The organism is Segatella copri, assembly GCF_009494835.1.
GTDB lineage: Bacteria > Bacteroidota > Bacteroidia > Bacteroidales > Bacteroidaceae > Prevotella > Prevotella copri_F.
Genome location: NZ_VZBE01000036.1, coordinates 14,506 through 38,449, shown reverse-complemented (window position 1 = coordinate 38,449; position 23,944 = coordinate 14,506). Strand labels below are relative to the sequence as shown.

The window sequence follows — 23,944 nt, the reverse complement described above, 5'->3', positions numbered from 1 at the left end:
TTTCTATTGTTTTGCCGGCAAAACCTGTTCAATATGCTGTTCACGATGACAAATCTGCACTTCTACACCAAACTTCCGGTGAATATGTTCGGCAAGATGCTGCGCAGAATATACACTGCGATGCTGACCGCCTGTACATCCGAAACAGAACATCAGAGAGGTGAAACCACGCTGCATGTAGCGGTTTACATGATGGTCGGCAAGTGCATAGACATGATCCAGGAACTTCAATATCTCACCATCATCCTCCAGGAATCGGATAACAGGCTCATCCAGACCCGTCAACTTCTTATAAGGCTCGTATCTGCCAGGGTTATGGGTACTTCTGCAGTCGAAGACATAACCTCCACCATTGCCCGACGGATCCTCTGGAATGCCCTTACGGAAAGAAAAACTATACACTCTTACCACCAACGGTCCCTTACCATCATATTTAGAATAGGTGGCAGGTCCGTCCTGCGGATGCGCACGATAGATATTGTTGTCGGTAGTCTTATAGCCGTCTGCACGACTCAGCGCCACACTCTCTATCACCTTGAACTGTGGCAATTCGGTCAGTCTTCTCAACATATCCATCATATAAGGATAAGGGAATACCTTGTCACCCATCTTCAGAAGATCGCGCAGATTCTGGATAGCTGGCGGAATACTGTCGATGAAATGCTTCTTGCGTTCGAAATAGCCGCGGAATCCGTAGGCGCCCAAAACCTGTAAGGTACGGAAGAGCACAAAAAGACTCAACCGGTTTACAAAATGGCGCACCGATGGTACCTCGGTATAATGCTTCAATGACTGGTAGTATTCCCAAACCAGTTCTCTGCGCAGTTTGAACGGATACTTAGCAGATGCCTGCCAGAGGAATGAGGCGAGATCATAATAGAACGGTCCTTTTCTACCACCCTGAAAATCAATAAAGTATGGATTTCCCTTATCATCCAGCATGATATTGCGCGCCTGAAAATCGCGATAAAGGAAACAATCCATCGGTTCTGATGTCAGATCCTTGGCAAAAAGCCGGAAGTTGGCTTCGAGCTTCAGTTCGTGAAAATCCAAATCGGTAGGCTTCAGGAAACAATACTTGAAGTAGTTGAGGTCGAAGAGTACACTGTCTACATCGAATTCTGGCTGCGGATAGCAGTTCTGCCAATCCAATCCTCTTGCACCGCGAATCTGGATATTCGGAAGTTCACGAATGGTTTTCTTAAGGAGTTCCTTCTCTTTCTGATTGTAACGTCCGCCCGCATCTCGTCCGCCCTTGATGGCATCGAAAAGCGAAGTACCGCCAAGGTCTGTCTGAAGATAGCAGAGTTCATCATCGCTCACCGCCAGAATCTGGGGAACAGGCAACTGTCTGAGTTGGAAATGCTGAGCCAGATATACAAAGGCATGATCCTCATCACGACTGGTTCCTATCACACCAATTACCGTATCACCATCATGCCCAATGATACGGAAATACTGCCGGTTACTCCCCTGCCCTGCCAATTTTATGACATCAGCCGGTTCTTCACCCGCCCATTTCTTATATAGATCAATCAGCTTTTCCATCATTATTCAGTTTACGTCGTTTCCGATCATCATCAATCTTCTGTGCGAAGTTATCTCCGATAAAGAGAAGCAATAAGATACCCAGCGTAGTAAGGAACGAGTTTGTAGTAGTCATTCCCAACTCTGCCTTTGTAATATAAATGAGTCCTCCGATAACAATCAGAAAGACCACTGCTTTTTTCCAATCAATATTGTTCATGCTATGAATTTTCTATTATGCTGCAAAATTACACAATTAAATTGAGAAAACAAAATAAAAACAAAAAAAAATCGGATGTCTCACGACAACCGATTTCCAAAAACAAACTACTTAAAAACTAATCTACTAAAACAAATCAAAAAAATATCTTTGCCATCCCTTAGGATGATACTTTCTTTTATTTACGATGCAAAGTTACAAAAAAAGATTATTCGAACCAAATAATTTTGCTATTTTTTGCATCTTTATGACTAAAAAAACAAAAAAATAGGGATAATTCGCTGAGAATCACCCCTATTTGATATTTTCGCTTTGCAAACTCGCAGTCTTACGATGTGCTTTGTTTGCTCAAATTATTCATCTAATTACATCATGCCACCCATACCAGGTGCTGCAGCTGGTGCAGCTGGTGCAGGCTCTGGTTTGTCAACCAACACACACTCTGTTGTCAGGAACAAGCCTGCGATAGAAGCAGCATTCTCCAAAGCTACACGCTCTACCTTGGCAGGATCTACGATACCAGCCTGACGCATATCTTCGTAAACGTCCTTGCGGGCATTGTAACCGAAGTCACCCTCGCCCTCGCGTACCTTATTTACTACTACAGAACCCTCGCCACCGGCATTGGCAACAATCTGACGGAGAGGCTCCTCAATAGCACGCTCTACGATACGGATACCTGTTGTCTCGTCAGCGTTATCGCCCTTCATATCCTTCAATGCCTCGAGAGCACGGATATAAGTAGTTCCACCACCAGCAACGATACCTTCCTCGATAGCGGCACGGGTAGCGCAGAGTGCATCGTCAACACGATCCTTCTTCTCCTTCATCTCAACCTCAGAGTTGGCACCTACATAGAGGACAGCTACACCACCGGCGAGCTTAGCCAGACGCTCCTGAAGTTTCTCCTTATCATATGAAGACTTGGTATTCTCAATTTCGTTCTTGATCTGAGCTACGCGATCCTGGATATTAGCCTTCTCGCCATGACCATTAACGATAGTTGTATTGTCCTTGTTGACGGTAACCTTGTCTGCTGAACCCAGCATATCCAAAGTTGCCTGCTCCAACTTCAAGCCCTTCTCCTCAGAGATAACAACACCGCCTGTCAATACTGCGATATCCTCCAACATGGCCTTGCGACGGTCACCGAAACCTGGAGCCTTCACAGCACAAATCTTCAAACCGCCACGCAAACGGTTAACTACCAAAGTAGTCAAAGCCTCAGAATCAACATCCTCAGCGATAACCAACAAAGGACGACCACTCTCAGCAGCAGGCTGGAGAATTGGCAAGAACTCCTTCAAGTTAGAAATCTTCTTATCATAAAGAAGGATGTATGGGTTATCCATTACACACTCCATCTTGTCTGCATCAGTCATGAAGTAACCGCTCAAATAACCACGGTCAAACTGCATACCCTCAACAACACCGATGTTGGTATCACGGCTCTTGCTCTCCTCGATAGTGATGACACCATCCTTAGAAACCTTGCGCATAGCGTCAGCCAAGAGCTTACCAATCTCAGCATCATTGTTGGCAGAAACAGTAGCCACCTGCTCAATCTTATCGTAGTTATCGTCTACCTGTTCAGCATGTTCCTTGATAAAGGCAACAACAGCAGCCACAGCCTTGTCGATACCACGCTTCAAGTCCATTGGGTTTGCACCTGCAGTAACGTTCTTCAAGCCCTCTGTTACGATAGCCTGAGTCAGGATAGTAGCAGTTGTTGTACCGTCACCGGCATCATCACCAGTCTTGCTGGCAACGCTCTTAACAAGCTGAGCACCAGTATTTTCGAATTTATTCTCCAACTCTACTTCCTTAGCCACGGTAACACCATCCTTAGTAATCTGAGGAGCACCAAACTTCTTTTCGATTACCACGTTACGGCCCTTAGGACCGAGAGTTACCTTTACTGCATTTGCCAACTGATCAACACCCTTCTTCAAGAGGTCGCGGGCATCCATATTATATTTAATATCTTTAGCCATAATATATTCTTTAAAAAAATGTTTAAATATCGCGAAAGGTATTTTTACCTTTTTACTTTTTTACCTTTTTACTTTTTTACCTTTAAGAATTACTCTTCTACTACAGCGAGTACATCGCTCTGACGCATCATGATATATTTAGTACCATCGAATTCGAGTTCTGTGCCAGCGTACTTACCATAGAGTACGGTATCACCTTCTTTGAGAATCATCTCTTCGTCTTTCGTACCCTTACCTGTAGCAACGACCTTACCACGCTGTGGTTTCTCTTTTGCTGTATCAGGGATAATAATTCCACCTACTTTTTCTTCAGCTGGTGCAGGAAGTACCAGCACTCTGTCTGCTAATGGTTTAATGTTCATGATTCTATAATATTTTAATTGTTATACGTTTATTTTGCCAACAGGTATTGCTACCCGTCACCCCGCCAGTATACGAAAAACGTGCCAAAGCATCCATACTGACACTTTGACACGTTTAAATACTGACATTATATCACAAAAACTTGTGTTTTATTTCATTTTCCATTGATAATCGAATCTTTCAATATCCTCCTCAACCAGTGGATTACCATTCTGAACTTCGATGAAAGTCAGCTGTGTAATCGCCTTGATGGCATGATAATGCTCCAGAGGAATCACCACGGTATCACCAGCCTTCACATGTTTCTCCTCACCATCAAGTACAAAGATGCCATCACCTTCTACGAATGTCCATACCTCTGAACGATGGTGATGAAGCTGATAACTGATATTCTTACCTGGCTTCAAGGTAATACTCTTGGTGAGCGAATGATTGCCGTCAGCATACTCAGAATCGTCAATCACCCGATAAGTACCCCACCTTCTTTCCTCATACATCGGACGCGGAGTAAGATGTTCTACCGCCTTCTTGATGTCCTCGGAATATTTCTTTGCACAGACGAAGATGCCATCAGGACTCGCTGCAACAACAGCATCCTTCAAGCCATCCACATACAGAGGCAACTGGAGTTCGTTGATGACATGCGTATTTTCGCAATGACTTCCCATCACCGCATTACCGATGCTGGCATGGTGCAGCTCATCAGTGAGTGTATTCCAAGTACCCAGGTCCTTCCATTCACCATTAAACGGTACTACCGCTACCGATTCAGCCTTCTCCGCCACCTCGTAGTCGAAAGAGATTTTTGGAAATTCGCTATATCTTGCACGAGTATCTTCAAAGTTCTCACTCTGCATATACTTACGTACAATCTGCATCATATAGCCCAAACGGAAAGCGAAGACACCACCATTCCAGTAAGCACCCTCCTCCAGGAGTTTCTCTGCTGTAGGCACATCCGGTTTCTCGGTAAATCTCTTCACTATCTGATACTTCTCTCCTTCAGCAAAAGGAACCACATAACCATATTTTGCACTTGGATAAGTAGGTTTGATACCCATCAGCACGAGGTCGGCAACGTTTTTCTCCACACACTCCACCATACGGGCTATGGTATGGAAATATTCCAACTCGGTATAAGGATCACAAGGCATAATAACCACAACCTCATCATCCTCACATTTCTTCTTCAGTTTCAGATAACTTGCAGCTAAAGCGATAGCAGGGAAAGTATCACGCCTCTCCGGTTCGGTAACCACAGAAACCCGCTCTCCCAGCTGGTTCTGGATGATATCCAGCTGACTGGCGTTTGTAGCAAGCGTAATATCGTTGGTCAGATTTGCTTCCTGAGCCTGACGTACCACGCGCTGAACCATACTTTCCATCTCCCCATTCTCCTTTTCGAGCAATGGCAAGAACTGTTTGCTTCTAGCATTATTGCTAAGTGGCCAGAGTCTTTTACCCGAGCCACCCGATAACAAAATTAATTGCATATTATTACTATCTAAATCGTTTATTGTTCATACTTAAGATTTCACAAATTACCAGTGAGAGACTGCATCACATCAGGAGTTTACTCCCAGTACCAACAGGTCTCAAAGAAGAATCATCCGTGATAATCCGGCTGCAAAAGTACGTTTTTCTTTTGAGACCACCAAGCAATTTCTAAAAAAACTACCTATTCATATAAAAATACCTAGATATGCGTAAGAAAGTAAAAAGGAAGAAAAAACATCATTTAAACAGATTAAAAATAAGAAAAGTTAGTTCAAGTTGGTTCAAGTTGGTCTATTTCGATATTTTTTTGCTGATTTATTTCCGATTTTCAACTATTATTATTACCTTTGCGACCAAATATCAATTTAAGCATACCTCAATAACTTAAAAAGATATATAAATAATAGGAGTATAAAAAACATAAGCAAATGACGAACAAGCATTATAAAGGAAATGAAATGATAAGGAGACTGGTGATAGGTGCCGATTTCGTTATTCTCAACATCGTACTGTTGTTCTATACCCAATATGGTCAAGAACTCATACCCGCGTATTTCGACAAAGCAACAAAGATTACCTTTTTTGTTGCTAATGCAGCCTTGTTCCTAGGCGAATACTTCTATTCCACCATCATTCATGTCAGAAAGATCGGGTTCCTGCAGGTTACAAGGCGTACTTTATATCTGGCTGCAGCAACAACATTCTGTTTCTTTACATTCTCAAGACTACTCGGTCACGGGGGAAAGATGTTCTCCTTCAGCATTATCTTCGGCATAACATTCTATTTGTCTCTCATCATAAGCCGACTCTGCGAGCTCAAATTACTAAAGCATTTCCGCTCTAAGGGCCTCAACTCACGCACCGTCATCTTTGTAGGTAACGATCCTGCCGTGAGCGAGATGTACAAGACGATGACAGAAGATTCCTCGGCAGGTTATATCGTAAAAGGATATTATGCAGATGAAGACATCACTGATAATCCGGAAGGGTTGAAAAGAATAGGAAACATGAAACAGCTCAAAGAGATTATCTCTTCTACCATGAATGATACCATCAATGGTGAACCTTCCAATATTGACGAGGTTTTCTGCTGCCTGTCGCATAAAGATCCTGAAATCATCAATATCATGCACTTCTGTGATAAGAATGTGATACACTTCTACTACCTGCCACGTGTGTTTGGTGAGTACAAATTGCATCTTGATGCCCAGAATTTTATGGGAAGGACGGTATATTCAAACCGCATAGAACCCCTAACAAGCATGTCAAACCGCATTATCAAGCGTAGCTTCGACATCGTGGTGAGCGGGCTTGCATGTTTGTGCGTTCTACCATTCATTCCATTCATAGCTCTCATCATCAAGATTCAGAGTCCTGGTCCAATTTTCTTCAAACAGGCAAGAACGGGTCTGAATGGTGATACCTTCTACTGTCTTAAATTCCGTTCCATGCATGTGAACAAGGATGCAGACAAGGCACAGGCAACAAAGAACGACCCACGTAAATTTGCTTTCGGCAACTTTATGAGAAAGACGAACATAGATGAGTTTCCTCAATTCTTCAATGTTCTTAAGGGAGACATGAGTATTGTGGGTCCGCGCCCTCACATGCTGCATCATACAGAGGTGTATGGAAGCCAGATAGATAAGTATATGGTTCGCCACTTCTCCAAGCCGGGTATCACAGGTTGGGCTCAGGTTACAGGGTTCCGTGGTGAGACCAAGGAGCTCTGGCAGATGGAGGAACGTATCCGCCGTGATATCTGGTATATAGAGAACTGGTCGTTCTGGCTTGATATCAAGATTATCTTCATGACAGCCAAGAGCATTATCTGCCCTGACAAGAATGCTTATTAGGAGTCTAGAAAAAGAGGATGTTCCATAAGTTTGGAAAATAGTTGGCGCACAACAGTTGGCCACCGCATGCACATCAGCTGTTGTGCATGCGCATATCAGCTGTTATGCAAGCGCACAACAGCTGTTGTGCGACCGGAGATACTAACTGTCTCAACAACAGATTCCATCTCTTCCAACAACATATTCTATCTCTTCCAACAACATATTCTATCTCTTCCAACAACATATCCTAGCTCTTTCAACAAAAAGAAGAGGATGTATCATCAACTTATGATACATCCTCTTTTTAGATATTCTCTTTACTTACTTAGACGGAAGCCTGTTGAGCCAACAGGTAAGATCATTCAACATTTGGTCGTGATATGGGAAACCATGGGCAGCATCTCGGAATCCCCATCCATGTCCGGCAGTCGGATAGATGTGCATGGTACACTCGTTGCCCGCCTTGCTCATGGCAGAATAATAGGCTACGCCATTGGTTACAGGAGGAACAACCTTATCATCAAAAGACATCAGTATGATGGCACGAGGGGTAAGATTAGGACGAACAGCCTTGTCGTTAGACCACTCTTCTACCAGTTTCTTATTGGTATTACGCTCTTCACCCAAGAAATTCACACATGATCCCTTATGAGAGATACGCTCATCCATTGAAATCACCGGATAGAAAAGAATAGAGAAATCAGGTCGCACAGCCGCCTCTGCATGGGTACTGACGGAAGAAGCTAAATGACCACCGGCAGAAAAGCCCATAATTCCGATATCTTCCTTGTTTATTTTCCATACTGCAGAACTGTCACGAACGGTTCGCATCGCCTGATAGGCATCACTCAACGGAATATTGCGGTTTCCCTTAGGCATACGGTATTTCAAGACGAAGAAAGCGATACCCTGTTTGTTGAAATATTCTGCCCACTGATGTCCCTCATGGTCCATTGCAAGATGAGAATACCCACCTCCAGGACAATCAACTACAGCTCTTCCTGAAGGATTCTTAGGAAGATAACAGGTAAGTTCACTCTGTCCGTCGCTACTGTTCTTCAATACGAACTTGCGAGCGGTAGATTGAGCTGATGCTGTAATTGCTGTCAGCATCAGAAGAAAAAAAATCATTGTCTTTTTCATTTTTCTTTTTTGTTATGTTGTTTATATCTTTATTCTGTTTTGCTAAGATAATGCAAAGATAGGCATTTTTTCGTTAACCCTATGTTATTTTTTCTTCTTTTTTTAGTGTTTTTGTTCCAATCGCTTTGATTATTGGTTCTTTTTTGCTATATTTGCAGAAAAATTGCTGTAAACGGCAATCGGAGAAAACATCTCTCTTCTGCCGCTGGCATTTATTTAGGAGTCTCACTTATAAAATATTGACATAGAATAATGAAGGATTTTTTCAAGAACGTGGCAGCCACTATCGTAGGACTGTTTGCCTTCGGGCTGATCATGACCATCCTGGGATTCATCTGTATCATCGGAATGGTGGCATCGAGCAACAGTAAACCGGCACTGAAAGACAATGCGGTGATGGTGATGAAACTACAAGGACAGATTGAAGACCGTACTGAAGACAACTGGCTCGGCGAGCTGACAGGCGAGCAGTTTAACAACATAGGCATGAACAGGATTCTCTCTTCTATCCGCAAGGCAAAGAATGAGGATAAAGTGAAGGGCATCTATCTGGAAACAGGTATCTTGGAGACAGATTATGCCACTTTGCAGGAAATCAGAAATGCACTTGCTGATTTCAAGAAGAGCGGCAAATGGATTATCGCATATGGTGATGCTCTCTCACAGGGTGGATATTATCTGGCTTCGGTTGCCAACAAGGTATATGTAAACCCAGAAGGCAATGTGGACTGGCATGGTATTGCATCGCAGCCACAATATATCAAAGATGTAGCAGCCAAGTTTGGCGTTCACTTTACGGTAGTGAAGGTAGGCAAATACAAAAGCTATACTGAAACATACACCGAAGACAAAATGTCGGATGCCAACAGAGAGCAGGTTTCACGCTATATTAGTGGACTCTGGCAACAGATGTTGGGAGATGTGAGCAAAAGCAGAAACATCAGCAAGGATTCACTGAACCGCTATGCTGACGGGCTGATGGTGTTTGATGATACCAAACTACTGAAATCTCGAAAGATGGTAGATGGATTCTGCTATTATGATGAAATCAGAGACGTGGTAAAGAAACAGTTAGGACTGAAGGCAGACGAGACCATCAATCAGGTTGACTATAACGACGTAGATATGACTATAGACGACTCGAATCTGATGGGCGAAGAGATTGCCGTATACTACTGTCAGGGATCCATTGTCAGGATGGAGACTCCTAGCATCTATGATTCTGAGCAACAGATAGTAAGTACAAAGGTCATCAAGGACCTTCAGGAACTTGCAGATAACAGTCAGGTAAAGGCCGTAGTTCTGCGTATCAATTCGGGCGGTGGCGATGCCTATGCTTCGGAACAGATCTGGAGAGCAGTTAAAGAATTAAATAAAAAGAAGCCGGTAGTGGTTTCTATGGGTGGTATGGCAGCATCGGGTGCTTATTATATGAGTATGGGTGCCCAATATATCATGGCACAACCTACAACATTGACCGGCAGCATCGGTATCTTTGGAGCCCTGCCAGATTTCAGTGACCTGATGACAAAGAAGTTAGGCTTCAAGTATGATGAAGTGAAGACTAACCGCAATAGTACCTATGCCTCTGCAGGCATGTCACGCCCATGGAGTGCAGAAGAGATTGCCACCATGCAAAACTATGTGAACCGTGGATATAGCCTCTTCCGCAATCGTGTGGCTGAGGGCAGAAAAATGAGTACCGAACAGGTTGAGAAGATTGCTCAAGGAAGAGTATGGCTGGGTACAGACGCCAAGAAGATCAAGTTAATTGATGGATTCGGCGGCTTGAGCGACGCCATCGACAAGGCTGCAGAATTGGCTAATCTCAGCAGTTATCAGGCGGTAGAATATCCGGCATTGGCTGGATGGATGGAACAGTTGCTGGATATGGCGGGCGGAAACAAGAGAACCTACCTCGACGAACAGTTGCGTCTGGCATTGGGTGATCTCTACCAGCCATTCATCATGATACGCAATATGAAGGAGAAAGAGCCTATACAGGCTGCACTTCCTTACGTACTGAACATACAATAACATTTATAATAAGGTATGCGTACATTAATATATAGACATACCGGATTAAGAGAAAGGAAACAGACATGAGAACAGAAGGCGATCTTATCAAGATCAACGACTGGCTGCTACCACTGAGTTGGATTTATGGCGGCATGGTCAGATTTCGCAATTGGCTCTTCGATATCGGACTGAAAAAGAGTCAGTCATTCTCAATCCCGATCATTTCTGTGGGTAACATCACGGTGGGCGGATCGGGCAAGACTCCCCATGTAGAGTATCTGATACGCTTGTTGCACGACAAGGTAAAGATAGCTGTGCTATCACGTGGTTACAAAAGAAAGACCAGTGGCTATGTGCTGGCAGATAAAGATACGACAATGTCAGAGATTGGCGATGAACCCTTCCAGATGCACAGCAAGTTTGACGATATCTATGTAGCCGTAGACGCTAAGCGGGTGAGAGGAATCGAAAAGTTGCAGAATGAAGAACCGACCAAGGATGTAGATGTTGTATTACTGGATGATGCCTTTCAGCATCGCTATGTGAAGCCAGGTATCAACATTCTGCTGGTAGATTACCACCGTCTGATCATCTATGACAAGATGTTGCCAGCAGGAAGACTGAGAGAACCTCTAAGCGGTAAGAACCGTGCAGACATTGTGATTATCACTAAATGTCCAAAGGACCTGAAGCCAATGGAATTTCGAGTACTCACCAAGGCTATGGACCTTTACCCTTTCCAGAAGCTCTACTTCACCTGCATCAACTATGATACGCCAAAGGGAGTTTTCGAAGACCAGCAGATAGCCAAGGAGGAGTTGAAAAACTACCATGCTCTGCTGGTTACTGGTATCGCATCGCCTAAGCAGATGGAACACGACCTGAAGCCAATGGTCAAGAGTATGCAGTCGCTGAGTTTCGGTGATCACCATCGCTTCAAGAGCAAGGACATCACACGCATCAACGAGGCGTTTGAACAGATGCCAGAACCCCGTCTGATTATCACGACAGAGAAAGATGCCGTGAGACTAAAAGAGACAGAGGGACTCTATGAAATAGTTAAGAAAAGCATATATGAACTGCCTATCAAGGTTAGTTTCATGCTGGAACAAGAAGATAATTTTAACGACAAAATCATTAGCTATGTACGAAAAAATTCAAGAAACAGCATCCTGGCTAAAAGAAAGGATGACAACAAGTCCGAAGACAGCAATCATACTGGGAACCGGTCTCGGACAATTAGCTTCAGAAATAACTGACAGTTATGAATTTCCATATAGTGAAATACCAAACTTCCCAGTATCTACCGTTCAAGGTCATGCAGGCAAACTGATTTTCGGTAAGTTAGGAGGTAAAGATATCATGGCTATGGAAGGAAGATTCCATTACTATGAAGGATATGACATGAAGGCTGTAACCTTCCCAGAACGTGTGATGTACGAGTTGGGCATTGAAACCCTCTTTGTAAGCAACGCTTCGGGCGGTATGAATCCGGAATTCCAGATTGGAGACCTGATGATTATCGATGATCACATCAACTTCTTCCCAGAACATCCATTGCGCGGAAAGAACTTCCCTACCGGTCCACGTTTCCCGGATATGCACGAAGCATACGACAAGAAACTCCGCGACCTTGCCGACGATATCGCTAAGGAGAAGGGAATTGATGCAAAGCATGGTGTATATGTTGGCGTTCAGGGACCTACCTTCGAGACACCGGCAGAGTATCGCATGTATCGTGTATTGGGTGGTGACGCTGTAGGTATGAGTACTGTACCTGAAGTGATTGTTGCCCGCCATTGCGGAATCAAGGTTTTCGGCATCAGCATCATCACCGATCTTGGCGGTTTCGATGTACCTGTAGAAGTCAGTCATGAGGAGGTGCAGATTGCAGCCAATGCCGCACAGCCTAAGATGACAGAGATTATGCGAGAAATCATCCGCAGATCTTAAGTATAAATTATAAACTATTATTTATTTTGGATATCTCAAAGTTAGGTGAATTCGGTCTTATAAACCATCTCACCAAAGGTTATGAAAAGAAAAACGAGTCTACAGTTTATGGTGTAGGCGATGATTGTGCCGTGATGCATTATCCAGACAAGGAAGTGCTCATGACTACAGATATGCTGATGGAGGGCGTACATTTCGACCTTACCTATATTGACATGGTTCACTTGGGTTACAAGAGTGCAATGGTAAACATCAGTGATATCTTTGCTATGAACGGAACCCCACGTCAGATGGTAGTAAGCATAGCATTGAGTAAACGATTCAAAGTAGAAGACATTGATGAATTCTATAAGGGTCTTCGAATGGCATGCGACAAATGGGGAGTAGATATCGTGGGAGGTGATACTACCTCTTCTCTCACCGGTTTAGCCATCAGTATTACTTGTATCGGAGAAGCAGCAAAAGAAGAAATCGTATACCGCAACGGAGCCAAGGAAACAGACCTGATCTGTGTGTCGGGTGACTTGGGCGGTGCCTATATGGGACTTCAACTGCTGGAACGCGAAAAGGCTGTATACTACGGACAGATAGAAGATATCCGAAAGAAGATGGCTGAGGCTAAAGCAAATGGTGATAACGAGAAACTGGCTCTTCTGAACAGAGACTTAGAGAATATGCGCAACTTCCAGCCAGATTTCGCCGGCAAGGAATATCTCCTGGAAAGACAACTGCAGCCTGAGGCACGCGGAGATGTGATAGCACAACTGCGTGAGGCAGGTATCCGTCCTACCGCCATGATGGATGTGAGCGATGGGCTGAGCAGTGAATTGATGCATATCTGCGAACAGAGTCATTGCGGATGCAGAGTATATGAGAAGAACATACCTATCGACTACCAGACAGCCGTGCAGGCAGAAGAATTCAATATGAACCTTACCACCTGTGCTATGAACGGCGGCGAAGATTATGAACTTCTCTTTACCGTACCTATCGGTGACCACGAGAAGATTGAGGCAATGGAGGGTGTAAGGCAGATTGGCTACATCACCAAAGAAAATCTGGGCAAGTTCCTCATTACCAGAGACGGACAGGAATTTGAACTGAAAGCACAAGGTTGGAATCCGCTGAAAGATTAATTTCAAGCAAGGGGATATTTAGTTAATAAACATTAAGCAAGAGAAAATATTTCGTTTTCTCTTGCTCAATTAAAATATTTATTGTACCTTTGCAACCGCAAAAAGCAAGATGGTGCCATAGCTCAGTTGGTAGAGCAAAGGACTGAAAATCCTTGTGTCCCCGGTTCGATTCCTGGTGGTACCACTCCTCCTTTCATAAAAGGCGGTTACTAACTGTGGTTAGGGCCGTCTTTTTTTTATATCCACACCTTAAGGTAACAGATATTACAAACAAGACAAAGTATAGGATTTATTAAACAAACTAAACTTAAAAAGCTTATGAAGAAGATTTTAACAGTTTTATTGGTCTGTTTCTCATTTGTGACAGCCAATGCCAAAGATTACAGTAAGTATTATCAGAACTTACCAGTTCAGATGCAGCAACCAACATTGCCTAGCATCCCAGACAATCATGTCAGTATCTTAGAATGTGGCGGTAATGGTGACGGACTCACCATGAATACCCAGGCATTTGCCAAAGCCATCAGCAAACTGAACAAGATGGGCGGCGGTCATCTTAATGTGCCTGCAGGTATCTATCTTACCGGTCTCATCTCACTGAAGGACAATATTGACCTGCATCTGGAAAAGAATGCCATCATCGTTCTTTCTGAAGACAAGAACGACCATTTCAAGATAGACAAGACCACAGGTAAAAAAGAAAGCCGTGCTACTCCAGCCATCAATGCCAGCAAGAGAAAGAATATCTCCATCACAGGCGAGGGCACTATTGACGGAAACGGAGAATGGTGGAGACCGGTAAAGCGCAGTAAGGTTAGTGACGTAGAATGGAAAGAATTCCAGGCTATGGGCGGAACACTGAATGAGAAGGGTAACATCTGGTATCCTTTCAACCTGAAGCACGAACCTAATGTGGCTGAGAATATGGACGAACAGGAGAAAACCCGAACACACATGATCAGATTCACCAGTTGCGAGAATGTGCTCGTACAGGGAGTTACACTTCTGAATAGTCCTAAATTCCATATCATCCCTACCCGATGCAAGAATGTGATTATCGACGGAATCACCGTAAAATGTCCATGGAATGCCCAGAACGGTGATGCGATTGATATCTCCAGCTGTAAGGATGTACTCATCGTAAACAATGTGATAGATGCCGGTGATGATGGTATCTGCATGAAGGGTGGCGCAGGCGCAGCAGGTGTGGCAGCTGGTCCTTGTGAAAACATTAATATCCAGGACAACACCGTATACCATGCCCATGGAGGTTTTGTTATCGGCAGCGAGTTCTCTGGCGGCATGAAGAATATTGTTGTTCGCAACAATACTTTCCAGGGAACAGATACCGGTTTACGCTTTAAAAGTGCAGTGAAGAGAGGTGGAACATCAGAGAACATCTATATCGACCATATCTACATGACCGATATCAAGGATGCAGCCATCACCTTTGAGACCACTTATTTTGACAACCATGTTGGTGCCCAGAAGCAGACAACTCCCGTAAAGCAGGAATTTCTGCCAAACTTTCAGGATATCCACATGAGCAACATCTACGTACGAGGTTGCGAAACAGGTATTGAAGCACATGGTGCAGAAGGTATGGTACACGATATCACCATCAAGAACTCCAATATCTTCTACACCAAGGAAGCCAAGAATATCGATGCTGCCTGCAAAATTCTGTTGGAAAACGTACGTTTTGAAAGTTTCGCAAAGTAAATTTTCTACTCAACATTCAAGAAATCTACTTGACAACAGTAAGCGTATGATCGCAAACCGTGAAATGAATATCAAGACCCTCATAAGGCATTCCATAGACCTTATGAGGGTCTTTCTGGTAATGCGGACGGGGATCTTGGGCAAGTACCTCTTTCAATATTTCAATCTTTTCTGCATTCAATCCCTGCAGACGCAGATGCCTGTCTACATCTTCAGAAATCTCCACATCAAGTTTCTGCCATTTGCGGTCATCAACAAAACCGCTCCTTGCCCCAGGATGAGAATCGGCATACACCACATACGGCTTGATGTCAAATATCGGTGTCTTGTCCATAAGATCAGCTCCCTTAACATGAATGACAGGACCATGAAGAGTCTCCCATTCGATATGAGAAATTTTTACCGATGAAAGACCTATATTATTGGGACGGAAAGGACTTCGAGTGGCAAAGACACCCACTTTCTCATTGCCTCCCAACACAGGAGGACGAACAACCGGACTGTGCGCTTTGTGCCTATTGGCAGAAAATTCCCAAATCAGCCAAAGATAATCAAAGCCCTCCATGCCACGCAGCGCATCAGGGTTACGAAATTCGGGTTCAAAAACAATCTGTCCTTCCAGTTCTGCTACCAATCCAGCCTGTTTGGGTATGCCAAACTTGCTACTGAAGGGAGAACGAAAATATGCTATTGGTTTTATCTCCATATTTACTAATTATTACACCTTAATTATATATAAGACGAAAAAAGCCATGAATTATTTTGCCGTATGCACAAAATAATGTACCTTTGCAGACAGAACAAAAAAACAAAAAGAAATGAAAATACAAAGACCATCGTATGAAATCTGGTTACAGAAACCAGGTGAGCTCGGTATCTACCAGCAGATAGAACGAGCAGGAAGAGTATGCTATAAAAGTGAGAATAACACCACAGAGGAATCTGCCAAGCCTTTCGTGGATCGGATGGTGCAGAGTGAACACTTTGCCATGTTGGAACATGGAACCGTGTATCTAGTATGCAAACATGGAGAGTTACCACTCTATACCCACAACAAGTTCTCACGTCTGAAAACTTTAGACGGCAAAGACTATATTACAACCAATCTCCGAGTATTGGCAGAAAACAAGGCGATGGATGATTTGAAATACCTCAGCAACTATGAAGAAGGTAAGCACGAACTCCGTATTACCGTTCATTTTACTACTCAGATTTCCATAACCCGAGAATATAACCGTCATCGTGCCAACTCTATGGCAGAGCAGAGTACCCGATACTGCAACTATTCGAAGAATAAGTTTGATAACGAGATTACCATCAACCTGCCTACATGGGTAGAAGCAGAAGGTTTCGATGGTTCACAAGATCCCAGCGACTACCGAATAGAAGATATGTGTGCTGACATTGCAGAAGGAAGAACTGCAGAATGGAGTAAACTCACAACTTGGATATTCGCCAATCAGGCTGCCGAATATGCCTACATGAAACTGATAGAGGCAGGTTGCAAACCACAGGAAGCACGAGCCATCCTACCATTGGACTGCAACACAGAACTGGTTCATACCGCTTTCGTGAGTGACTGGAAACATTTCTTCGACCTTCGCGCATTAGGTACTACCGGTGCACCACATCCTGATGCCAAGATTTTAGCCTTGCCACTGATGGAAGAGTTTAAGCAGAAAGGTTACCTCTAAGGTTTAAAAAATATTAAAGCACCCTTTCAAAATAAAGATTTTCTATTCTTTTGACATAACGAATAGATTTATTTCGTATTTTTGCGGTGTGTTTTTCATAGTATTAGATTTAAGGTTATCAAGATTGGGGCTACGGCGGTAGCCCTTTTTTATTGTCTTTTTCAGCCTTACCTCTCTATTTTTTGCCGATTTTGCCACTTATTACCCCCAAAAACGCATTTTTTTGAAGAAAAATGAAAAAAAGTTGGCGAAAAATTTGGTGGAACCAGAAATTAGTAGTACCTTTGCAACCGCTTAAGAAAACCAAGCTATAGTCATCCAGACCAAAACAATGGAGAGATGGTAGAGTGGTCGATTACAACGGTCTTGAAAACCGTCGTACCGAGAGGTACCGGGGGTTCGAATCCCTCTCTCTCCGCAAGAGCCTTCTGAAAGAAATTTCAGAAGGCTTTTTTTATTTCCGTATTTGTATATTTCCTTCATATTCATTCACTATCCACGACAAGAAGACTTCAAATGCAAAATTATGCTATATTATTTGGTCATATCAAAGAAAACATGTAACTTTGCTAAAAAGTAAGCTATATGCAAGAAAAGACATGACAATGATAGATCGCTGTTACATAGAAATCACTAATACATGTAATCTCAACTGCCACTTCTGTCCAAAACATACAAGGAAGAAAAGACAGTTGAGTGCTGAGGAATTCGACCTGCTCACCGATAAGATACGCGGGAAGGTCTGTTTCCTATATTTCCACATTATGGGCGAACCCCTACTACACCCTCTTCTACCCGAGTTTATCAATATGGCAAGAGAGAAAGGTTTCAAAACCGTACTTACATCCAACGGCACTCTGCTACCCAAAGCTATGGATCTCCTTGACACACTTCCCCACAAAATACAGCTCTCGCTCCACTCGCACGAGAGTAATGCCAAGGGAGAGCTTGACAGTTACATGAACGAGGTGATGACTTTTTCAACCCAAGCAGCAGAGAAAGGAACCTGCATAGTTCTCAGACTTTGGAACCAAGGAGGAAAAGACCGGGAAAATGAAGAAGTAATGGAGCACATCGAAAAATTTGTTCCCAAACCCTGGAAAGAACGACCTGACGGTTACAGACTTGCCAATAATCTCTATCTGGAGTTTGACAGGAAATTCGAATGGCCCAACTTTGATAACCATATCGAAGAAAAGGAAATGATAAAAGGAAATCAGAAATCAGGTATCAGAGAAGAAAAAAGAGAAGTTTTCTGTAAAGCCCTACTCAAACAGATAGGCGTATTGGCAGACGGAACATTGGTACCCTGCTGTTTGGACCACAACGGAGATGTAGCACTTGGGAACCTGCTTGAACAATCGCTGGAAGAAATTCTGGCTTCACCCCGTGCCCAAGCCATGATAGAAGGTTTCAAGCACCATCAAGCCACAGAACATCTCTGTGAGACCTGTGAATCAGCCCTGGTAAGAAACAGTTTTAGAGGAAAAGCAAGAAGTTAATAGGAATTATGAAATATTATACAGCAATGACAATAGCTGGCTCAGACAGTTGCGGAGGAGCCGGCGTACAAGCTGACATCAAGACAATGTCAGCACTAGGCGTATATGCCGCATCGGCCATTACAGCCATTACCGTACAGAACACCCTGGGAGTTTATGCCATCCAAGACATCAACCCCGAAATAGTAAAGGGCCAGATAGAAGCTGTGATGGACGACATCCACCCAGATGCCATCAAAGTAGGTATGGTTAACGACCGTACCACTATCCAGGCTATTGCTGAAGCCCTGAAAAGATACCAAGGGAAATACCAGCATCTCATCATTGACCCCGTGATGGTTTCCACCAGTGGTTGCAGACTCATGCAGGAGGATGCTCTCAGCATTTTCATACAGGAGTTATTACCACTAGCTACCCTGCTAACACCTAACATCCCGGAAGCAGAGATACTGGCAGGAATGAAGATACAGAATAAGGAAGACATCCAGAACGCAGCTTTAGCCATCAGCAAGTTAGGCTGTAAATATGTACTCATCAAAGGCGGCCATTTCCAGGGAGTAGAAAAGATTGATTACCTCTTCGAAGACGGAAAGCCTATTACCAGTTATCGGGGCATTAGCGTAAACACACGCAATACCCACGGTACAGGTTGTACCCTTTCCTCAGCCATCACTTCTTATCTGGCAAGAGAAATGGATATGAATACAGCTATCGCCATGGCAAAAACCTATCTTTCAGGCGCAATTCTGGCAGGAAAAGATGTACAGATAGGAAAAGGGCATGGTCCGGTGAATCATTTCTATGAACCCAAGGCACTGTTTATCAAATAACAGCCAACACCTTTATATAAACAAATAAAATCACAACGAATATGAAATGGATAGTAATCACTCTGCCCGATTTTATAGAGAATGAATCAACCTATATCAACCAACTCTTTAAAGCAGGTATAGACCTGCTACATCTGCGCAAACCAGAATCAAATATAGAGGAGTGTAAGCGACTGATACAGGAAATCGACAAGAAATGGCATAAAAAGATCGTAGTACACGATCACTTCGAACTTTGTCAGGAATTTCATCTTCATGGTATTCATCTTAACAGAAGAAACCACGAGATTCCAGAAGGCTTTCAAGGAAGCATCTCACAATCCTGCCATAGTTTTAAGGAAGTAGAACAAGCTCTCCAGCCTATATCACCAAAGAGCAAAGACGAAAAGAGCGCGATTCTCAAGCCTACGTGTCAATATGTTTTTCTCAGTCCAATCTTTGACAGTATCTCGAAGAAAGGCTACAAGCATTCCTTCTCTAACAAAGACTTAGAGGAAGCAGGCATCAATGGAATCATCAATGAGCGAGTTGTCGCATTAGGAGGTGTCACCCCTGAATATATTCCACAATTGAGAGCATGGAACTTTGGCGGAGCTGCATTCTTAGGTGACATCTGGAACAGAAGAACAGATGCAAAATGGACAGAATATCTTGCCGTAATCAAGCAGAAACTTACACCCAGAAATGCCCAGAATACGCTTAACAGTTCAAACATTTGGTAGAGGGAAATACACTACTTTCTAATAAGACAGGCCGAATCTCAACAATAAAAATAAAAAAATGCTTTTTTATTTTGTATTGTCTTCGATTTGCACTACCTTTGCACCCATGATATATCCAGATAATTTTGAAAATAAGATAGGATTCAATGAAATCCGCAAGATGCTGCGCGAAAGATGCCTCTCTCCACTCGGAAAGGAACAGGTAGACAAGATGGCATTCAGCAGCGATGCAGAACAAGTTAACGAATGGCTCATGCAGGTGCGTGAGTTCCGCAGACTGATGGAGGAAGTAGAAGACTTTCCCCTACAATATTTCTATGACGTAAGGGAGAGCATCCTCCGTATCCGTGTAGAAAACAGTCACCTGGAGGAGGACGAGCTGTTTGACTTGCGACGTTCACTGTCTACCATAGCAGATATGGTGAAAATATTGAATCACAGCGATGACGATGACGAGCCGGAAGACGGATGGAAAAGAGAGAAAAAATATCCCTACCCAGCCCTACATCGCCTTTCGCAAGATGTAGTTACTTTTCCACAACTGATTCAGCGCATCGACCAGATACTTGACAAATTCGGCAAGATAAGAGATAACGCAACCCCTGAACTTCTTCAGATTCGCAGAGAACTGGCAAAGACAGAGGGCAGCATCTCACGTACCTTATATAGTATATTGCGCTCGGCACAAAGTGAAGGCATCGTAGAAAAAGATGTTACCCCTACCCTGCGTGACGGCAGACTGGTTATTCCCGTCATCCCTACTCTGAAGCGTAAAATCAAAGGTATCGTACACGATGAGAGTGCCACAGGTAAAACAGTCTTTATAGAACCTACCGAGGTGGTAGAGGCGAACAACCGTGTACGTGAACTGGAGGGTGAAGAGAGAAAGGAAATCATTCGCATCCTCACCGACTTTACCAACAAGGTACGTCCATACTCCAAGGAAATTCTAGACAGTTACCGTTTCCTTGCCATCATTGACCTGATACAAGCCAAGCAAAAACTGGCTGATATCTTCAAAGCCATAGAACCCGAGGTAGAAGACCACCCACACATAGACTGGACCCGTGCGATGCACCCATTATTGCAGCTATCTCTACAGAAAAAAAACGAGAAAGTAGTTCCGTTGGATATCATGCTTACACAGGACAAACGCATTCTTATCATCTCCGGTCCAAATGCAGGCGGCAAATCTGTCTGTCTGAAAACCGTCGGATTATTACAGTACATGCTGCAATGCGGTTTGAGCATCCCTGTAAGTGAGCGTTCAAAGACAGGTGTTTTCCAAAACATCATGATTGATATCGGTGACGAACAGAGTCTGGAGAACGACTTGAGTACCTACTCATCTCATCTTCTGAACATGAAGAATATGATGAAGGCAGCCAATAGCGAGACCATCATTCTGATAGATGAGTTTGGTACAGGTACAGAGCCAGGAATCGGAGGAGCTATCGCCGAAGCCGTACTCGACAAGTTCTGCAAGCAGCAAGCTTATGGTGTGATTACCACCCACTATCAGAACCTGAAGCATTTTGCCGACAGCCATGAAGGAGTGGTTAACGGTGCCATGCTCTACGACCGCCATGAGATGAAAGCCCTCTTCCAATTAGCCATCGGCAGACCTGGTTCTTCCTTTGCTATTGAAATTGCAAGAAAGATAGGATTACCCGAAGAAGTAATCAAGGAAGCATCAGATATCGTTGGTTCTGAATACATTCAAAGCGACAAGTATCTGCAGGATATTGTTCGTGACAAGCGATATTGGGAAAACAAACGCCAGAATATCCATCAGCGTGAAAAAGACATGGAGAAAACAATCTCCAAGTACGAAAACGACATAGAGGATATTGAGCGAAGCAGAAAGGCAATTCTCAAAAAGGCAAAAGAAGAAGCCGCAGAACTTCTGAAAGAAAGTAACAAGAGAATCGAAAACGCCATCCGGGAAATCAAAGAAAGCCAGGCTGAAAAAGAAGAAACCCGCCGTATCCGTCAGGAACTTGATACCTTCAAGCAAGAGGTTCAGGAAATTGATACCAAGGAGACCGATGACAAAATTGCCCGCAAGATAGCCCAGATTCAACAACGCAAAGAGCGCCATGCCAAGCGCCAGGCTGAAAAGAAAGAGAATCAGGAAAAGGCTGCAGCAGCACTGAGGAATGCACAGAACAAGACTCAAGAAGATAGTAAACGTGATATTCAGATTGGCGATACGGTGCGCATCAAGGGACTGACTACAATCGGAAAGATAGAAAACATTACTGGAGATACAGCAACTGCCGTATTTGGAGGAATGAGAACCAAGATGCGCCTGAACCGTCTGGAGCATGCCACAACTCCTGTTGAAAATGCAGACAAGACAGAAGAGCGCAAGGAAAATCTGGCTTCATACGGTATCAGTAAGGAAACCAGAAAGACCATTGACTCTCATAAATCCAACTTCCACCAGGATCTGGACGTTCGCGGAATGCGAGGCGATGAAGCACTTAATGCGGTACAATACTTCATCGATGATGCTATCCTGGTAGGAATGCCACGAGTCAGAATCCTTCATGGAAAGGGAAATGGCATCCTAAGACAGCTCATTCGCCAATATCTGAGTAGTGTGCCTAATGTGACCCATTATGCAGATGAACACGTACAATTTGGCGGATCAGGCATTACGGTAGTTGATTTTTAGCAAACAAACGTTAAACAACTGAAGTTTTTCGGCAAAACATTTGGCGGGTTCAAAGAAAAACCGTACCTTTGCACCCGCTTAAAAATTGAGACGGACAAGTCTCATACGACCAGCTCCCTCGGAATCCCCCAGGATGGGAACATAGCAAGGGTACTTGGTTGTAGCGGTGCGATATGAATCGCTTGTCCACCCGCCTCTTTAGCTCAGTTGGCCAGAGCACGTGATTTGTAATCTCGGGGTCGTTGGTTCGAATCCGACAAGAGGCTCAAAAAGGAATCTTCTTTTAGAAGGTTCCTTTTTTTTATTTACATACATTTTACTTCTATATTTCATAACATGACAGTTGAAACCTCTATTTCACGAGGATTTATCTTTAATTATATATAAATATTTCCACCCTTTACACCTTATATAATAAAAAAGTTGTATTTTTGCAAATTGATATGTTACATCCGTAGAAATACAATAAAAACAATGAATACAGAAAATAACGAGAATCAGGAAGAAAAGAAAACAAGCCAGCAAATGCATAAGGTTAAAACGATTATCATCGACACAGGCAAGATAAGACAAACCAAAGCATTTGCCCGGCAAGATGGTGCCATCCTCGGAGCTGTCTGGATTGTCAGTTTCGTATGTACCATGCTGGCAGTAGACCCGCAATACCAGATGCTGGGATTCATTTCCAACATTCTCATCATAGCAACCCCATTTGTTGTGGCCAAGCGACTGAAGGCATTCCGTGACTATGCAAGAGACGGACATATCTCTTTCCGTCATGCATTCTACTATTGCATCCAGACATTCTTCAATGCAACCCTTCTGCTTACCCTTGTGCAATATCTTTGGTTCCGTTTTATGGATACGGGTCTATTCATGAACCAACTGCAAACCAACTATCAGATTGTAGCACAAGCGTATCAGTTAACTGCAGGGGAATCTAAAGCCCTTCTTGATGCCGTCAGTATGATGAAACCGATAGCCTGGGCTTCCATGTTTATGATTACCGACCTGGTAGCAGGTGCTGTACTCAGTCCGATTATTGCTGCTGTAATGGCAAAGAAGGATAAACAACAGCATACAAAATAACAATAAATAAGAAAC

At 43.5% G+C, this 23,944-nt stretch carries 19 protein-coding genes and 3 tRNA genes; 15 read left to right on the top strand and 7 right to left on the bottom strand.

Going from position 1 to position 23,944, the window contains the following annotated elements; genetic code table 11:
* Window positions 1-3: 3 nt before the first annotated feature.
* From F7D47_RS05715 to F7D47_RS05695, 5 genes are all read right to left on the bottom strand, one after another.
* Window positions 4-1,548 (bottom strand): RapZ C-terminal domain-containing protein, encoded by a 1,545-nt coding sequence (locus F7D47_RS05715; RefSeq protein ID WP_118085972.1) that lies wholly within the window; start codon window positions 1,546-1,548, stop codon window positions 4-6.
* Entirely contained in the window at window positions 1,532-1,747 is a 216-nt protein-coding gene (locus F7D47_RS05710) for a hypothetical protein (protein ID WP_006846290.1), read from the bottom strand. The genes F7D47_RS05715 and F7D47_RS05710 overlap by 17 nt, the downstream gene beginning before the upstream one ends.
* 365 nt (window positions 1,748-2,112) lie before the next feature.
* Window positions 2,113-3,741, bottom strand: coding sequence for a chaperonin GroEL (gene groL, locus F7D47_RS05705; protein WP_006846289.1), 1,629 nt, complete (start codon window positions 3,739-3,741; stop codon window positions 2,113-2,115).
* Window positions 3,742-3,830: 89 nt separating this feature from the next.
* Entirely contained in the window at window positions 3,831-4,103 is a 273-nt protein-coding gene (locus F7D47_RS05700; RefSeq protein WP_006846288.1) for a co-chaperone GroES, read from the bottom strand.
* A gap of 150 nt (window positions 4,104-4,253) precedes the next feature.
* Complete coding sequence (locus F7D47_RS05695) at window positions 4,254-5,597, bottom strand: sugar phosphate nucleotidyltransferase (protein ID WP_117586678.1); 1,344 nt, start codon at window positions 5,595-5,597, stop codon at window positions 4,254-4,256.
* 432 nt (window positions 5,598-6,029) lie between these two features.
* On the opposite strand from F7D47_RS05695, the gene F7D47_RS05690 reads away from it, so the two are divergent.
* On the top strand, window positions 6,030-7,457 hold the full coding sequence (locus F7D47_RS05690; RefSeq protein WP_194253034.1) for an undecaprenyl-phosphate glucose phosphotransferase: 1,428 nt from the start codon (window positions 6,030-6,032) through the stop codon (window positions 7,455-7,457).
* A gap of 303 nt (window positions 7,458-7,760) precedes the next feature.
* On the opposite strand, the gene F7D47_RS05685 is transcribed toward F7D47_RS05690, so the two are convergent.
* Complete coding sequence (locus tag F7D47_RS05685) at window positions 7,761-8,570, bottom strand: alpha/beta hydrolase (protein ID WP_228113355.1); 810 nt, start codon at window positions 8,568-8,570, stop codon at window positions 7,761-7,763.
* Between the two features lie 264 nt (window positions 8,571-8,834).
* Between F7D47_RS05685 and sppA the strand changes: the two genes are divergently transcribed.
* The 6 genes from sppA (at window position 8,835) to F7D47_RS05655 (ending at window position 15,412) form a co-directional block, all read left to right on the top strand.
* Window positions 8,835-10,619 carry a signal peptide peptidase SppA gene (sppA, locus tag F7D47_RS05680; RefSeq protein ID WP_153085567.1) on the top strand — a complete coding sequence of 595 codons (1,785 nt, stop codon included), beginning with the start codon at window positions 8,835-8,837 and terminating at the stop codon, window positions 10,617-10,619.
* A gap of 65 nt (window positions 10,620-10,684) precedes the next feature.
* Window positions 10,685-11,860, top strand: coding sequence for a tetraacyldisaccharide 4'-kinase (gene lpxK / locus F7D47_RS05675; RefSeq protein ID WP_119229665.1), 1,176 nt, complete (start codon window positions 10,685-10,687; stop codon window positions 11,858-11,860).
* Window positions 11,745-12,554 carry a purine-nucleoside phosphorylase gene (locus F7D47_RS05670; RefSeq protein ID WP_082231209.1) on the top strand — a complete coding sequence of 270 codons (810 nt, stop codon included), beginning with the start codon at window positions 11,745-11,747 and terminating at the stop codon, window positions 12,552-12,554. The genes lpxK and F7D47_RS05670 overlap by 116 nt, the downstream gene beginning before the upstream one ends.
* Before the next feature lie 23 nt (window positions 12,555-12,577).
* Window positions 12,578-13,690, top strand: a complete 1,113-nt coding sequence (gene thiL, locus F7D47_RS05665; RefSeq protein ID WP_117727746.1) for a thiamine-phosphate kinase — start codon at window positions 12,578-12,580, stop codon at window positions 13,688-13,690.
* A 111-nt stretch (window positions 13,691-13,801) separates the two neighbouring features.
* A tRNA-Phe gene (locus F7D47_RS05660) sits at window positions 13,802-13,874 on the top strand.
* Window positions 13,875-14,008: 134 nt separating this feature from the next.
* Complete coding sequence (locus tag F7D47_RS05655; protein ID WP_153085566.1) at window positions 14,009-15,412, top strand: glycoside hydrolase family 28 protein; 1,404 nt, start codon at window positions 14,009-14,011, stop codon at window positions 15,410-15,412.
* Between the two features lie 25 nt (window positions 15,413-15,437).
* On the opposite strand, the gene tsaA is transcribed toward F7D47_RS05655, so the two are convergent.
* The gene (gene tsaA / locus F7D47_RS05650; protein WP_153085565.1) at window positions 15,438-16,118 is read right to left on the bottom strand and encodes a tRNA (N6-threonylcarbamoyladenosine(37)-N6)-methyltransferase TrmO; all 681 of its coding nucleotides are present in this window, start codon (window positions 16,116-16,118) and stop codon (window positions 15,438-15,440) included.
* A 112-nt stretch (window positions 16,119-16,230) separates the two neighbouring features.
* Here tsaA and F7D47_RS05645 point away from each other — a divergent pair, with 112 nt between their 5' ends.
* The 8 genes from F7D47_RS05645 (at window position 16,231) to F7D47_RS05610 (ending at window position 23,929) form a co-directional block, all read left to right on the top strand.
* Entirely contained in the window at window positions 16,231-17,106 is an 876-nt protein-coding gene (locus F7D47_RS05645; protein ID WP_153085564.1) for an FAD-dependent thymidylate synthase, read from the top strand.
* 333 nt (window positions 17,107-17,439) lie between these two features.
* A tRNA-Ser gene (locus tag F7D47_RS05640) sits at window positions 17,440-17,524 on the top strand.
* A 181-nt stretch (window positions 17,525-17,705) separates the two neighbouring features.
* Window positions 17,706-18,608 (top strand): radical SAM/SPASM domain-containing protein, encoded by a 903-nt coding sequence (locus F7D47_RS05635; RefSeq protein ID WP_228113354.1) that lies wholly within the window; start codon window positions 17,706-17,708, stop codon window positions 18,606-18,608.
* 8 nt (window positions 18,609-18,616) lie between these two features.
* Complete coding sequence (thiD, locus tag F7D47_RS05630; RefSeq protein ID WP_153085562.1) at window positions 18,617-19,438, top strand: bifunctional hydroxymethylpyrimidine kinase/phosphomethylpyrimidine kinase; 822 nt, start codon at window positions 18,617-18,619, stop codon at window positions 19,436-19,438.
* Between the two features lie 41 nt (window positions 19,439-19,479).
* Window positions 19,480-20,160 carry a thiamine phosphate synthase gene (locus tag F7D47_RS05625; RefSeq protein ID WP_153085561.1) on the top strand — a complete coding sequence of 227 codons (681 nt, stop codon included), beginning with the start codon at window positions 19,480-19,482 and terminating at the stop codon, window positions 20,158-20,160.
* Window positions 20,161-20,266: 106 nt separating this feature from the next.
* Entirely contained in the window at window positions 20,267-22,840 is a 2,574-nt protein-coding gene (locus F7D47_RS05620; protein WP_153085560.1) for an endonuclease MutS2, read from the top strand.
* Between the two features lie 192 nt (window positions 22,841-23,032).
* Window positions 23,033-23,106, top strand: a tRNA-Thr gene (locus F7D47_RS05615).
* A 208-nt stretch (window positions 23,107-23,314) separates the two neighbouring features.
* Entirely contained in the window at window positions 23,315-23,929 is a 615-nt protein-coding gene (locus tag F7D47_RS05610; protein WP_006846268.1) for a DUF4199 domain-containing protein, read from the top strand.
* The last annotated feature ends 15 nt before the right edge of the window (window positions 23,930-23,944 follow it).

Coding starts and splice junctions, on each gene's coding strand:
- F7D47_RS05715 (WP_118085972.1), bottom strand. CDS start 1,548: ATGGAAAAGCTGATTGATCTATATAAGAAATGGGCGGGTGAAGAACCG.
- F7D47_RS05710 (WP_006846290.1), bottom strand. CDS start 1,747: ATGAACAATATTGATTGGAAAAAAGCAGTGGTCTTTCTGATTGTTATC.
- groL (WP_006846289.1), bottom strand. CDS start 3,741: ATGGCTAAAGATATTAAATATAATATGGATGCCCGCGACCTCTTGAAG.
- F7D47_RS05700 (WP_006846288.1), bottom strand. CDS start 4,103: ATGAACATTAAACCATTAGCAGACAGAGTGCTGGTACTTCCTGCACCA.
- F7D47_RS05695 (WP_117586678.1), bottom strand. CDS start 5,597: ATGCAATTAATTTTGTTATCGGGTGGCTCGGGTAAAAGACTCTGGCCA.
- F7D47_RS05690 (WP_194253034.1), top strand. CDS start 6,030: ATGACGAACAAGCATTATAAAGGAAATGAAATGATAAGGAGACTGGTG.
- F7D47_RS05685 (WP_228113355.1), bottom strand. CDS start 8,570: ATGATTTTTTTTCTTCTGATGCTGACAGCAATTACAGCATCAGCTCAA.
- sppA (WP_153085567.1), top strand. CDS start 8,835: ATGAAGGATTTTTTCAAGAACGTGGCAGCCACTATCGTAGGACTGTTT.
- lpxK (WP_119229665.1), top strand. CDS start 10,685: ATGAGAACAGAAGGCGATCTTATCAAGATCAACGACTGGCTGCTACCA.
- F7D47_RS05670 (WP_082231209.1), top strand. CDS start 11,745: ATGTACGAAAAAATTCAAGAAACAGCATCCTGGCTAAAAGAAAGGATG.
- F7D47_RS05655 (WP_153085566.1), top strand. CDS start 14,009: ATGAAGAAGATTTTAACAGTTTTATTGGTCTGTTTCTCATTTGTGACA.
- tsaA (WP_153085565.1), bottom strand. CDS start 16,118: ATGGAGATAAAACCAATAGCATATTTTCGTTCTCCCTTCAGTAGCAAG.
- F7D47_RS05645 (WP_153085564.1), top strand. CDS start 16,231: ATGAAAATACAAAGACCATCGTATGAAATCTGGTTACAGAAACCAGGT.
- F7D47_RS05635 (WP_228113354.1), top strand. CDS start 17,706: ATGACAATGATAGATCGCTGTTACATAGAAATCACTAATACATGTAAT.
- thiD (WP_153085562.1), top strand. CDS start 18,617: ATGAAATATTATACAGCAATGACAATAGCTGGCTCAGACAGTTGCGGA.
- F7D47_RS05625 (WP_153085561.1), top strand. CDS start 19,480: ATGAAATGGATAGTAATCACTCTGCCCGATTTTATAGAGAATGAATCA.
- F7D47_RS05620 (WP_153085560.1), top strand. CDS start 20,267: ATGATATATCCAGATAATTTTGAAAATAAGATAGGATTCAATGAAATC.
- F7D47_RS05610 (WP_006846268.1), top strand. CDS start 23,315: ATGAATACAGAAAATAACGAGAATCAGGAAGAAAAGAAAACAAGCCAG.